Source organism: Embleya sp. NPDC055664 (genome assembly GCF_053618075.1).
The window spans coordinates 151400-164686 of sequence record NZ_JBSHGZ010000001.1 but is presented as its reverse complement, the minus strand read 5'-3'; the positions used below and the strand labels follow the sequence as shown (position 1 = coordinate 164686).

Below are 13287 nucleotides of genomic sequence, written 5' to 3'. Positions count from 1 at the left end.
TTATCGATTTTTATTTGTCGACGGGCAATTGGGCATTCGAAAGCGAACTCCCACAGGTCGGAAATCAAGATTTATAAACCGCATACCAACTACTTGGTCGTAATGTCCGTAAGGCACGATGCTCGCCAAGCACGTCTGTGACCTGCTAAAACTCACGCCATGTGCGGTGCTTTGCACCGGACCGACCAGTCGTTTTCGCGCCACGGCGGTGCCGCATCCGCTCCTTCGGCGCCGTTCTCGAAACGCCCATTCCTTCTCTCCCCCGGAAGCGCCGTGAAACCCTTGATAAAACCCCCGTCCACACCGTATTTTCGCCCGAAAAGGGCAGCGATCTGGGTGATTACGGCGGCATTGTCCGCCGGTTTGATCACCGCCATGCCGGCCGGCGCCGCATCCACCACGCCGACCACAAAGGTCGACAAAGAAACTCCCGCCGGCGCGAAATCGGCCCCGGCCAAGCAGGCCGACGACCAGGCCGCAGCCGCAGCCGAGGCCAGGAAGACCGGCCGCCGCGTCGAGGTGATGTCCCTGCGCACCGAGACGGACGAGGTCTGGGCCAACCCCTCGGGCACGTTCACCTCGGAGCGCGCGCTGAGCCCCGTCCGGGTCTGGCGCGACGGCACACTCGTCAAGGCCGACGACACCCTCGCGGCTCGCAAGGACGGCCGGCTCGCGCCCAGGGCGGCGAGGATCGGGATGTCGTTCTCCGCCGGCGGCAACGGCCCCTTGGCCGAACTCGCCAAGAACGACCGCAGGATCGCCCTCACCTGGCCCGGCACGCTCCCGAAGCCGATCGTCGAGGGCGACTCCGCGACCTACCCCGAGGTCCTGCCCGGCGTGGACCTCAAAGTCGTCGCCAACGTCGACGACTTCGCCCATTACGTCATCATCAAGACCCCCGAGGCCGGCCGGAATCCGGCCCTGGCCACGCTGAAGTTCGGCCTGAAGACCACCGGGCTCGACATCACCAGGGATGAGAGCGGCGAGCTGCGCGCCCTCGACCCGACCGGTCAAGCGGTGTTCACCGCGCCCAAACCGCAGATGTGGGAGGCCGGCGCAAACCCGACGGCCGGCCAGGATCCGGCGGCACGCGCACTCATCGCGGAGGGCCCCACGACGACGGCGCCCACCGACCCCACAGACGGCTACGACCCCGGCGCCAAGCATGCCGACCTCGGCGTCAAGCTCACCGGTCAGACCCTCGAACTGAGCACCGACCAGGCCCTGTTGACCGCGCCCGACACCAAGTTCCCGGTCGTCGTCGACCCGGTCTGGCGCGACGACTGGAAGTTCGCCTGGGCACTCGCCTACAAACACAACGCCATCGCCGGCTCCGCCACCACCAGTTACTGGAACGGCGGCACCATGCAGGAGAAGGTCGGCCGGGTCGGCTGCGCCAAAGACGGCGACCGGGGCGGCGCGGTCGTCTGCGCCAAAACGTTCTTCCAGGTCGGCATGACGGAGCTGTGGGACAAGCAGATCATCAACTCCGTCCTGCGCCTCCAGCAGTCCTACGCGGGTGCCTGGAACTGCCGGTCCGGTGAACTCGAGGTCTGGGACACCGGAAGCATCTCCAAGGCGACCACCTGGAACAACCAGCCGAGCTGGGACCGCAGGGTCGGCAGCATCGACGAGTCCTACGGCGGGCGAAACTGCCCGGGCGCCAACGACACCATCGAGATCAACGTGACGTCCGCGATCGACCAGGCGGCACGCAGCCACTGGGGCAGCTGGACGCTCGGCCTGAAGAGCCAGAACGACACGATCGACGTGTCCTGGCGCAAGTTCAAGCCCGACTCGGTCCGGATCAGCACCGAGTACAACACCCCGCCGCAAACGCCGGCCAACCGTGCCACCGACCCCTCGACGCCGTGCACCGGCGGCATCATCGGCCGGACCGACCAGGTTGTGCTCTTCGCGCGCGCCGACGACGCCGAGGACAACAACCTCACCGCCGAATTCCACTACTGGAAGGACGGTTCGACCGACGGTCCCACCAAGGTGTACCGCGACATCTCACGCGGCACCGTGGCCCGGGCCGAGATCCCGGCGAGCGCGCTCGACGGCACCTACCGCTGGGACGTCCGCATCTTCGACGGCCGCGTGTTCAGTCCATGGGCCGGCCAGTGCCTGTTCACCGTCGACGGCAGCCGCCCCGCCGAACTCCCCGGCGTCTCCTCGCCGCAGTTCCCCGCGGGCAATCCCGACCAGGCCGCCCAGGTGCGCACCCCCGGTGACTTCACCTTCACCGCCAACGGCGTCGCCGACGTCACCCGCTACCAGTGGTGGACCGAGAGCGATCCCAAGGTCCGGGACATCCCCGCGACGAGCGTCGGCGGCCCGGCGACCATCTCCTTCACCCCCACCGTCGCCGGCTCGAACTACCTCTACGTACGCAGTCTGGACGCCGCCGGAAACCGCTCCGACGTGCGCAACTACCTCTACTACGCGAAGCGTTCCCCGAACCGGGACAACCCGGGCGACCTCAACGGCGACGGCCACACCGACCTGATGAACATCGACCCGGGCTCGGGCAAGCTGCTCACCCGACCCGGCCAGGGCAACGGCACCTTCGGCGCGACCCTGCCGGTCGCCGGCTCCTTCGCCGACGTGCGCTCGCTCACCCACCGGGGCACCTGGACCGCGGACTACTACGAGGACCTGGTCACCCTGCGCCCGGCGCCGGACGGCCTGCGCAACCGCCTCTACGTCTACCCGGGACGCGGCGACGGCTCCCTGGAGAGTGCCGACAGCCAACGCCGAGAGCTGCGGGTACGCGACCGCGAGACCAACGACCACTGGGCCGACGCCGACCAGATCGTCTCGATCGGCAGCGTCAACGACGACGACGGCAACGGCGTCATCGACGAGGCCGACTACCCGGATCTGCTCGTCAAGACCGGCTCCGCGCTCTGGCTCTACCTGGGCAGCCCGACCGGCTTCATCGACACGCGCAGCGACGCCATCGCCCTCGGCAACGCCGACTGGCAGAACATGAGCCTGATGTCCCCGGGCGACCTCAACGGCGACAAGCTGCCGGAGATCTGGTCCCGGGACACCACCTCGGGCAGGATCCACCAGTACACCAGCCGTGCCAAGCCCGCTCCGGGCCCGGACGGCGACGGCAACCCCACCGCACTCGATCTCACCGTCTACGGCGACCCGACCGTGCGCGCCGGCGCCATCGGCACCGGATTCACCGGGACCGCCTACCCGCACCTGACCAGCGACGGCGATCTGGAGAAGGACGGCTTCGCCGACCTCTGGTCACGCGACGGTGAAGGCAGGATCGTCGAATTCCCCGGCCGGGCCCTGTCCAACGGCTCCGCCTTCGGCCCGGCGCGGCAACTCGCCCTCGGCAGCACGCCGTGGGGCGAGTGCGAGTCGTTCGAGTCGGCGGCGACCGGGCGGCACGAGTTGTGCGGCCCGGTCCTGGCCAAGTTCCGCGCGGCGGGCGGCGTGGCCACCGGCTATCCCGCCATCGACATGAGCATCGCCCCGGACGGGATCGGCCGCTACGCGCACTTCAAGACGCCGAACCGCCTGGACTGGTCGATCTACTGGCACCCCACCACCGGCGCCACCCTGATCGGCGGCGGCATCCGTCTCAAGTGGGCGGAACTGGGCTGGGAGACGAGCATCCTCGGCTACCCCACCGCCGACGACACCCTCGTCGGCATCGGCGAGGCATGGTTCAACACCTTCCAGGGCGACGGCGGCTACGGCGCCATCTACTGGACACCCGAGTACGGCACCTGGTCCATCCACGGCAACATCTACACCAAGTACCTCGCGCTCGGCGGCCCCGCCGCACTCGGCTTCCCCACCACCGACGAAAGCGACGTACCCGGCAACACCGGCCGCTACAACCACTTCCGCAAGCTCTCCGACGCCGCCGACTCGGCATCCATCTACTGGAACGGGACCACCAACGAAGCCTGGTCCGTCAAAGGCTGGATCCGGACCCGCTGGTCGCAGCTGAGCTGGGAACAGGGTTGGCTCGGCTATCCCACGTCCGACGAGTTCACCGTCGCCAACGGCGACATCCGGGAGAGCTTCCAGGGCGGCTACGTGCGCTTCAACGCGGTCACCGGCATCACCGCGGAACACCGCCCCGACGATCGCACCGCTCACCTGCGCACCGACCTGTCCGGCGACTTCAACGGGGACGGGCGCGCCGACATGCTGACCGTCTACGATCACGGCGAGGAGACCAGCGCGCTGTACACCCTGCTCGCCCGGCCCACCGGCGGATACGAACCGCCTCGCAACGCGTGGACGGCGCACCACGGCTGGTTCAGCTACCAACACTCCAAGTGGACCACCGGCGACTTCAACGGGGACGGCAAAACGGACGTCGCCGCCCTCTACGGCTACCCCAACGGCAGCAACCGCCTGTTCACCTTCCTCAGCAAAACGGACGGCACCTTCACCGAGGGCCTGGACAGCGCCTATGTGGCCGCCGGCAACTGGACCGCGAACAACGCCCGTTTCCTCTCCGGCGACTTCAACGGCGACGGACGCGCCGACACCGCCATGATCTACGACCAGGGCGGCAACTCCATCGGCACCTACACCTGGATCGCCAAACCCGACGGCACCTTCAACGACCCGCTGACCGGCTGGCGCGCCGCCTCCAACACCTGGGACGCGAACTCCGCCAAGTACGTCACCGGCGACTTCAACGGCGACGGACGCGCCGACATCGCCGCCATGTACGGCTGGTCCGACGCCAGCGTCACCCTCCACACCCTGCTCACCGACCCCACCGGCGTATTCACCGCGCCTCTCCAGTCCTGGCGCGCGACGCCGTACAACTGGGACTGGACCCGGGTCAAACTCACCGCCGGCGACTACAACGGCGACGGCAAAGCCGACGTCGCAGCCATGTACCGCTACGACAACGACCGCGCGGCGCTGTTCACCTTCGCCGCCAAGACCGACGGCAGCGGCGGATTCGGCAACGACGTGAAATCCTGGGACACCCCCGAGAACTGGTGGGCGAGCGGCTACGCCGGCCAACCCGTCTCGGGCGACCACGACAACGACGGCCGCGCCGACATCTCGATCATGTACAACTACGGCAACGGCGCCACCACCGCATACGTCTTCAAGGCCCGCCCCGACGGCGGCTTCGACGGCGGCGACGCCGCCTGGCAGACGGCCCCTGGCACCTGGTAGTCGGCGAGCCGCATCACACGCGGGCCCCCGCCGAACCGCACCACGCGGTCCGGCGGGGGCCGTCGGCGTGGAGATCAGAACCCGCCGCCCGGCGGCGGCTCGATCGGGTCGGCCGGGTCGAAGTCGAAAACCCGTCCGTAGAACCAGAGTTCGGCCTCCAGCGCGCGGATGATGTTCTCCGCCCGACGGAACCCGTGTTGTTCGCCCTCGAACGCCAGGTAGACGTAGGGGAGCTTCTTCTCCTTCAGGGCCGCCACGATCATCTCGGCCTGCGCCGGTGGCACCACCTCGTCCTCCAGACCCTGGAAGACCGCCAGCGGGCTGGACAGGCGATCGGTGTGGTTGATCGGCGAACGGTCCCGGTACACCGCCTCGGCCTCCGGATACGGGCCGACCAGGCGGTCCAGGTAGCGCGACTCGAACTTGTGCGTGTGCCGGGCCAGCGCCGCGATGTCGGCGACGCCGAAGTGGCTGGCGCCGGCGGTGAAGACGTCGTTGCCCACCAGCGCGGCCAGCGTGGTGTACCCGCCCGCCGAACCGCCCCGGATGGCCAGCTTCGTGCCGTCCACGACACCCGTGTCCGCCAGGTGCCGGGCCACCGCCGTGCAGTCCTCGACGTCGACGATGCCCCACGAGTCGTACAGCAGGTTGCGGTACTCCCGGCCGTATCCCGTACTGCCGCCGTAGTTCACGTCGGCCACCGCGAACCCGCGGCTGGTCCAGTACTGGATCCGCAGGTTGAGCACCGCCGGCGCCTGCGCGGTCGGGCCGCCGTGGATGGAGACGATCAGCGGCGGCAACGTACCGGCGGGCGCCTGCGCGTTCGGGTTCTTCGGCAGGTACAACAGCGCGTGCGCGGTGCGCCCGGCCGGCGAAGCGAACTCGATCGGCCGCGGCGGGCTGAACCACCGGGCGTCGAAGCCGAAGTCCCGGGCCGGACGCAACCGTTCGATCTGGAGCGCGGTACCCCCGGTGGGCGCGAGCCGGACCCGGCGCGGCGCATCCTCGTCGTCCGGACCGCCCCCGATCACCAGCACCCCGCCGGACACCGCGGCCAGGTCGGACAACCAGGTCAGCCCGGTCTCCACCCGCGTCGGCGCCTCCTCCGGACGGGTCGGATCGAGCACGCCCAGGTGCACGAAACCGCCCGCGTTGACCGTGCAGGCGATCCGGCCGTCGTCGAGGAAGGCGTAGTACCGCTCGCCGAACACCCACTGCGGGCCGCCGATCTCGGCCTCGACCGGCGCCACCGCCTCCACCTGACCACCCGCGCCGACCCGGTACAGGTTCCACCACCCGGTGCGGTCCGACGCGAACCACAACGCCCCGTCGGGACCCCACTCGGGCTGCACCACCGACTCGCGCCCACCACCCGCGACCGCCTGCGCGCCGGTCGTGCGCGGTCCCGCCTCGATCGCGGCCACCATCAACTCCGCCGCGTCCCACGGCATGTCCGGGTGCGACCACTGGGTCCAGGCCAGCGCCGAGCCGTCGGCGGCCGGTCGCGGCGAGGAGACGAAGTCCGGCCCGGTGACCAGGACCCGCGCCGGCTGCGTACCGTCCAGCGGCAGGGCGACGATCTCGTTGACCGCCTCGCCGTGCGCCTCGATCGCGGCCGGCTCGTGACTCTCGCGCACCGCGACCAGCCACTCCCCCGCCCCCCACTGCCCCGCGGGCACGACGGTGAAGTCCGCATAGCGCAGCCCCGCCGGCTCCCGCGGCTCGGCGGTGATCGCCACCGGCGTGTCGTCGCCGGGCCCCAGCCGGTACAACCGCTGGTCGGTCCAGTTCGCGAAGACCAGCACGCCGGCCCGCACCGTCCAGGCCGCGCCGCCGTACTCGTGCACCCGGGTCCGCGCCGAGAAACCCTCCGGCAGCACGTCCTCCGGCGCCCCGCCCGGACGCAGGCGCACCAATTGCACGCGCCCGCCCTCCGTCGGCCGCGCCTCGGCCCACCACACCTCTTCCCCGTCGGCCCGGATCTCCCCGGGACTCGCCGCCCCCTCCACCAACCGCTCGGCCGTGATCGGCGAGGGCCAGGAACCGTATGCCTGCGTCTGTTCCGCGTTCATGTCGGCACTCATCCCACGATCCTCGCCGTCCCACGCCGGGAAAGCACCCGGCGACCCCCGGGAAAACCCCGGAAAACCCGGTCGACCCCGGCCGGGTGCAGGCGGGATCATGTGCGTATGACGACAGATCTCGACATTCGCGGCGTGCCGATACCCGCCGCCGAGCTGTCGTGGCGGTTCTCCCGTTCCTCCGGCCCCGGCGGACAGTCGGTGAACACCACGGACAGCCGCGCCGAGGTGTCCTTCGACCTGGGCGCCACCACCGCGCTGCCCGACGTGCTCAAGCAGCGCGCGCTGCGCCGCCTGGAGGGGCGTCTGGTCGACGGCGTGCTCACCGTGGCCTCGTCCGAGCAGCGCTCGCAACTGATGAACCGACAAACCGCCGCCCGGCGGCTGGCCGACATTCTGGTCGAGGCCACGGCACCGCCCCCGCCGCCCCGGCGACCGACCAAACCCACGCGCGGCATGCGCGAGCGCCGGCTGCGCAACAAGCACCATCGCAGTGAGATCAAACGACTGCGCCGCTCGACCGGAGACTGATCCCGGGTCCGAACAGGCTCCGAAGCGGACCCAAAGTCGAGATGAAGCGTCGCTTACCGAAGCATTACGGATCACACCCGGAAAACCGGCGCATGAGCACGATTCGCCATCGCAGACTTCGAACGCCGGCCAGTGCCGCGTACCGCAGCGAACGAAGCGAAGGACTCCGGGATGCCCTCCCCCGCACGTGCGCCACACCCACCGCGACCCACGCTCCCTCCCGTCGCGTACCACTCGTGGAGTCATCCGTGACCGCCGTCGGGCGGGCCCGTGCCCGCGCTCGGTACGAGCGGCGCACCTCGACGAACCACCACCGCGAGCCCGAACCCGAACACCCGCCCGGGCCGGTGTTCGTGCGCTGGACCATCGCACCCACCGTCGCGGGCGTACCGGAGGTCCGGCACCGCCTGCGCGACCTGTTACACGGCTGGGGGGTCGCCGAGGAGCTGACCGACACCCTGCTTCTGATCGCCACCGAACTGACGTCCAACGCGGTGCGCCACGCGGCGATCCGCACCGACCGGATCCGGATCACCGCGGCCCACGGCGGCGCCGAGATCCGCCTCGAGGTCGCCGACGGACACCCCTTCCGCCCGCACGCGCTCCTGGAGACGGGGCCGGAGTCCGAGGACGGGCGCGGTCTGATGATCGTGAAACTGATGGTGGCCGAACTCGGCGGCCGGATCGACGTGGTGCCCTGCGGCGCCGGCAAGAGCATCCGGGTCACCCTGGACACGGACGCTCACGCCTAGCGCGACCGCGCGCGACGGCTCAGTGGAAGGCGTCCAGGCCGGTCAGCGCCTTGCCGATCACCAGCGTGTGCATCTCGGAGGTGCCCTCGTAGGTCAACACGGATTCCAGGTTGTTCATGTGCCGGATCACCGGATACTCCAGCGAGATGCCGTTCGCGCCCAGGATGGTGCGCGCGCTGCGGGCGATCGCGATCGCCTCGCGGACGTTGTTGAGCTTGCCGAAACTGATCTGCTCGGGCCGTACCCCGCCCGCGTCCTTGCGCCGCCCCAGGTGCAGCGCGAGCAACTGCGCCTTGCCGATCTCCACCGCCATGTCCGCCAACTTGGCCTGGGTCAGCTGGAACGCGCCGATCGGCCGGCCGAACTGCTCCCGGGTGCGGGCGTAGTCCAGCGCCGACTCGAAGCAGGAGCGCGCCGCGCCGACCGATCCCCACACGATGCCGTAGCGGGCCTCGCCCAGACAGCTCAGCGGACCGCGCAGGCCCACCACGTCGGGCAATACCGCGTCGGCCGGCAACCGCACGTCGTCCAGCGTCAACTCGCTGGTGATCGAGGCCCGCAGGGACATCTTGTGCCGGATGTCGACGGCCGCGAACCCGGGGGTGTCGGTGGGTACCACAAAACCGCGCACGCCCTCCTCGGTGCGCGCCCAGATCACCGCGACCTCGGCCACCGAACCGTTGGTGATCCACATCTTGCGCCCGTTGAGCACCCAGTCGTCGCCGTCGCGCTTGGCGTGGGTACGCATCGACGCCGGGTCCGAGCCGTGGTCGGGCTCGGTCAGGCCGAAGCAGCCGAGTGCCTCGCCGGCGGCCATCCGGGGCAGCCAGGTCTGCCGGTGCTCCTCGCTCCCGAAGCGGTGGATCGCGTACATCGCCAGCGACCCCTGCACCGACACCAGCGAACGCAGCCCCGAGTCGCACGCCTCCAACTCCAGACAGGCCAGGCCGTACTGCACGGCGCTGGTAGCCGCGCAGCCGTAGCCATCCAGGGTCATCCCGAGCACCCCGATCCCGCCGAGGCCGCGCGCCAGTTCGCGCACCGACGGCAGTTCGCCGCGCTCGAACCAGTCCGCCACGTAGGGCGTGACGTGGTCGGCGCAGAACCGCCGCACGGTGTCCCGGATCGCCCGGTCCTCGGCATCGAGCAGGTCGTCGATGCCGAGCGGGTCGGCCGGGTCGAACGCGGGTGCCTTGGCCATGCGGGTGCCTCCTGGGCTGTTCGGGAGACCCGAGCGGTGTCGGACGGGCCTCGATAGATTGCCCCGAACATAGATCCGGAACACGGGAGAGCACCACCATGACCGAGCCGCCGCCCGAACCGCATCCCCTCTTCGCGGGGGCGACGGGGCCGAACGACGAGACGCCCGAGGAGCGCCGTCGCCGACTCGAACAGGAAGAGGAGGACCGCCGCCGGCGCGAACGGCGCGAGGACCTCGCGGAGGGCGCCGGCGAGGGCCTAGGCGACCTGCCCGGAGGCGGCGGCGGGGGTGACGGCGGAGGCGGCTCCGGCGGCGGGGGCGGGGGCGGGGGCTGCTTCGGTCGAGGCGGCGGCGACCGCAGCCGCGACGGCAACGGCGGTTGCTTCGGCGGAGGCGGAGGAGGCGGCGGAGGCGGCGGTCGTGGCGGCAGCGGCGGGGGCGACGGCTGCGGCGGCTGCGACCCCTGCCTGCTCAACCTGCTCTCGCTCCGCCTGATGTGGATCACGCTCACGAGCCTGCTCCGCCCGCGCGCAGGCGCCCCCGCCCGCCGCCTCGGTGCCGCCGTCGACCGCTACCGCACCGAGATCAGCCCGAAGACCGCGCCGTGTTGTACCTTCACGCCCACGTGTTCGACCTACGGCAAACGGGCGCTGCACCGCCACGGCGCGCTTCGCGGTACGTACCTGACCGCCCGCCGACTGCTGCGCTGCCGGCCCGGCAACGGCGGATTCGACCCGGTACCGCCCGCGCGGCCGGCTCGGCGACCGCGCTGACCGGTGGTCGGGGCGGGCCCGCGCCCGCCCCGACCCGGGGTCACTTCTTCGGCGACGGCGAGCGGCGCATCTCCTTGTGGATCAGCTTCCACTCCCGGGCGCGTTCGGCCCGGATGCGGTGGTCCTCGCGCGAGGCCATCCACCGGGCCTCCCGGAGCAGCTTGCGATAGCTGTCCAGGCGGCGCTGCGGGAGTTCGCCCGACTCGATCGCGGCGAGCACCGCACACCCCGGCTCGCTGTCGTGCGTGCAGTCGGTGAACCGGCAGTCGGCCACCAGCGCGTCGATGTCGGAGAAGGTGCGATCCAGCCCCTCGCCGACGTCGTACATGCCCACCCCGCGCATTCCGGGGGTGTCCACGAGCACGCCGCCGTTGGGCAGCGGCACCAACTCGCGCCAGGTGGTGGTGTGTCGGCCCTTGCCGTCGCCGCGCACCGCCTGGACCGCGGTCACCTCGGTGCCCGCGAGCGCGTTGGTGAGGGTGGACTTGCCCGCGCCGGAGGTGCCGATCAGGGCGACCGTCTGCCCGGCGGTGTAGGCGTCCAGGACGTCCAGGCCCTCGCCGGTGACGGCGCTGGCGACGACCACGTCGACGCCCATCGCGACCGCCTCGACGTCCGCACGCAGATCGTCGGCGTCGGCCGCGAGGTCGGCCTTGGTGAGGATGACCAGCGGCCGGGCGCCGCTCTCCCAGGCGAGGGTGAGCAAGCGCTCCAACCGACCGAGGTCGGGGGGCGTGTCCAGCGGGACGACGGCGCCGATCAGGTCGACGTTGACCGCGAGGACCTGACCCGCCGAGCGCCCGGACGCCTGCGAGCGCACCAGGGATGTGCGCCGGGTCAACAGCGCCGCGACGAACGGCTCGCGACCGTCGTCGGGAGTTTCCAGGACCGCCCAGTCGCCGGTGCAGGGCAGGTCGCCGCCGCCGTGCGCGGCACGCACGGTGCCGTCGGCGGTGACCACCTCGCACAGCGAGCGATCCACCCGGGCGATCCGGCCCGGGATCAGGCCGTGCCCGCGGTAGGGGGCGAATTCGGTGTCGCGCTCCGCATCCCAGCCGTAGCCGGCGAGCACGTCGGAGGGCGGGAGGGAGGAAGAAGAGGAAGAGGTGGAACGGGGGTGCTGCTGGGAAGACAAGCCGGTGGCCCTTCGAGGGGCGGATCCGCCGACCTGCGTGCCGTCACGACGAACGACGTGGCGCGACTACGCGGTGCGGACCCTGAGGATGGGGGTGGGGTATGAGGTCCAGCCCGTCCGGGCGACCGTCATCAAGGTCGTGGTCACGACATCCACCTCCCACCTGTCTCGTGCGGCTCTGGGCCGCGCTCCGGGCACCGCTTCTCACGGCCCGCGGACCGCTCGGAAAATCCTAGGCCATCACGGGCGCTCGCGTCGAGCGTGTTCCTGCTCGCCGAGCACCGGTCGGGTCGGGCGCGGCGGCCACGCGGTGTCGTCCAGCGGCAGGCCCGGCAACTCCTGGCCGGCGGGCATGTGCAGGCTGGGCGGCTGACCGTTGGTGGGCGGCGGCCCCGGCGGGCGGGGCGGGCGGGACGGCATGCGGTTCTGCGGCTCGGCCGCGCGCCGGGCGCCGTTGGCCCGGCCGTTGACCGTGCCCGCGTCGCCGCGCTTGGCGTCGCGGGCGTGGATCGCCCAGCGTTCGGGGAACTCCGACGGCGGCTCGCCGAGGTCGGGGAGTTCGCCGTGGATGACGGTGTCCTCCATCTCGTCGTGCTCGCCCGCGGGCGTCCAGTCGCCGGGGGTGCCCCGGTGCCGCCCCGAGCGCAGGTGCTCCATCGCGGCGGCGATCTCCTCGGCGGCCTTCTCCTTGTCCCGCTCCGCGCGGGCCTGCGCGGTCTCCTGGCTCGGCCACACCTGGTCGATCGCGGCGTTGACGGCGGCGCCGATCAATACCGCCATGGCGGCAAAGTACATCCACACCATCACCGCGACCGGGGCCGCGAGCGAGCCGTAGACGGTGGGCCCGTCGATGGTGGTGGCCAGGTATACCCGGAGCAGGAAGCTGCCGACGATGCACAGCAGCAGTGCGACCAGCGCACCCGGTATGTCCTCGCGCCACGGCGTCCGCACCGGTACCGACACGTGGTAGAGCGAGGTCAGGAAGCAGACCGAGAGCACCACCAGGACCGGCCAATAAAGGATGTGCACCGTTCCCTCGAAGTGCGGGAACGCCTTGACCACCAACTCCGGGCCGGCCACCAGCAGCGGGATCAGGAACATGCCGAGCAGCAGCCCGACCACATAGAGGGTGAAGGACAACAGGCGGGTGCGCACGATGCCGCGCTTGCCGGACAGGCCGTACATGATCGTGATGGTGTCGACGTAGACGTTGAGCGCGCGCGAGCCGGACCACAGCGCGATCAGGAAGCCGGCCGAGATGATGTCCGCGCGGCCGGAGTCGAAGACGTCGTTGACCAGCGGGACGACCACCTGGTCGATGCTCTTGTCGGAGAGCACCGATCCGGAGGCCTTGATGATGTCGGCCTTGAGGTCGTTGACGGTGCTGCCGCCGATCAGCCCGTGCAGGTAGCCGACGGTGCCGGCCAGACCGAGCAGCAGCGGGGGCAGGGACAGCAGCATGAAGAACCCGGCCTCGGCGGCGAGGCCGGTCACCCGGTGGTTGAAGCAGGAGATCACCGTTTCGCGGAGTATCCGCCACAGTGCGCTCCGCAACCGGATGCGACCGGCCCCTCGCAGGCGAGGTCGTTGTTGGTAGTCCGCTGCCACCCCTTTAAGGTATCCGGCCCGGGGC

The 13287-nt window shown here is 70.7% G+C and carries 9 protein-coding genes; 4 read left to right on the top strand and 5 right to left on the bottom strand.

Features of this window, described 5'->3' with window-relative positions:
- Positions 1-152: 152 nt before the first annotated feature.
- On the bottom strand, positions 153-536 hold the full coding sequence (locus ACWGR4_RS00660) for a hypothetical protein (RefSeq protein WP_452133712.1): 384 nt from the start codon (positions 534-536) through the stop codon (positions 153-155).
- Here ACWGR4_RS00660 and ACWGR4_RS00655 point away from each other — a divergent pair.
- Positions 523-5181, top strand: coding sequence for an FG-GAP-like repeat-containing protein (locus ACWGR4_RS00655; RefSeq protein WP_452133711.1), 4659 nt, complete (start codon positions 523-525; stop codon positions 5179-5181). The genes ACWGR4_RS00660 and ACWGR4_RS00655 overlap by 14 nt on opposite strands.
- Positions 5182-5255: 74 nt before the next feature.
- On the opposite strand, the gene ACWGR4_RS00650 is transcribed toward ACWGR4_RS00655, so the two are convergent.
- Positions 5256-7265, bottom strand: a complete 2010-nt coding sequence (locus ACWGR4_RS00650; RefSeq protein ID WP_452131133.1) for a S9 family peptidase — start codon at positions 7263-7265, stop codon at positions 5256-5258.
- 105 nt (positions 7266-7370) lie between these two features.
- Here ACWGR4_RS00650 and arfB point away from each other — a divergent pair, with 105 nt between their 5' ends.
- Positions 7371-7793 carry an alternative ribosome rescue aminoacyl-tRNA hydrolase ArfB gene (arfB, locus tag ACWGR4_RS00645; protein ID WP_379996425.1) on the top strand — a complete coding sequence of 141 codons (423 nt, stop codon included), beginning with the start codon at positions 7371-7373 and terminating at the stop codon, positions 7791-7793.
- 248 nt (positions 7794-8041) lie between these two features.
- Positions 8042-8545 carry an ATP-binding protein gene (locus ACWGR4_RS00640; RefSeq protein ID WP_379996423.1) on the top strand — a complete coding sequence of 168 codons (504 nt, stop codon included), beginning with the start codon at positions 8042-8044 and terminating at the stop codon, positions 8543-8545.
- A gap of 19 nt (positions 8546-8564) precedes the next feature.
- Here the strand turns inward: ACWGR4_RS00640 and ACWGR4_RS00635 are convergent, their stop codons facing one another.
- Positions 8565-9746 (bottom strand): acyl-CoA dehydrogenase family protein, encoded by a 1182-nt coding sequence (locus ACWGR4_RS00635; RefSeq protein WP_439677051.1) that lies wholly within the window; start codon positions 9744-9746, stop codon positions 8565-8567.
- Between the two features lie 98 nt (positions 9747-9844).
- Between ACWGR4_RS00635 and yidD the strand changes: the two genes are divergently transcribed.
- The gene (gene yidD / locus ACWGR4_RS00630) at positions 9845-10519 is read left to right on the top strand and encodes a membrane protein insertion efficiency factor YidD (protein WP_452131134.1); all 675 of its coding nucleotides are present in this window, start codon (positions 9845-9847) and stop codon (positions 10517-10519) included.
- A gap of 40 nt (positions 10520-10559) precedes the next feature.
- On the opposite strand, the gene rsgA is transcribed toward yidD, so the two are convergent.
- Together rsgA and ACWGR4_RS00620 are read right to left on the bottom strand one after the other, a co-directional pair.
- A complete protein-coding gene (rsgA, locus tag ACWGR4_RS00625) occupies positions 10560-11654 on the bottom strand; it encodes a ribosome small subunit-dependent GTPase A (RefSeq protein ID WP_379996417.1) in 1095 nt (364 codons plus the stop codon).
- Positions 11655-11894: 240 nt separating this feature from the next.
- Positions 11895-13262 (bottom strand): YihY/virulence factor BrkB family protein, encoded by a 1368-nt coding sequence (locus tag ACWGR4_RS00620; RefSeq protein ID WP_379996415.1) that lies wholly within the window; start codon positions 13260-13262, stop codon positions 11895-11897.
- Positions 13263-13287: the final 25 nt, after the last annotated feature.

Excerpts from the sequence above, each read along its gene's own strand:
- yidD (WP_452131134.1), top strand. The coding sequence starts at position 9,845 with ATGACCGAGCCGCCGCCCGAACCGCATCCCCTCTTCGCGGGGGCGACG.
- arfB (WP_379996425.1), top strand. The coding sequence starts at position 7,371 with ATGACGACAGATCTCGACATTCGCGGCGTGCCGATACCCGCCGCCGAG.
- ACWGR4_RS00655 (WP_452133711.1), top strand. The coding sequence starts at position 523 with ATGTCCCTGCGCACCGAGACGGACGAGGTCTGGGCCAACCCCTCGGGC.
- ACWGR4_RS00650 (WP_452131133.1), bottom strand. The coding sequence starts at position 7,265 with ATGAGTGCCGACATGAACGCGGAACAGACGCAGGCATACGGTTCCTGG.
- ACWGR4_RS00635 (WP_439677051.1), bottom strand. The coding sequence starts at position 9,746 with ATGGCCAAGGCACCCGCGTTCGACCCGGCCGACCCGCTCGGCATCGAC.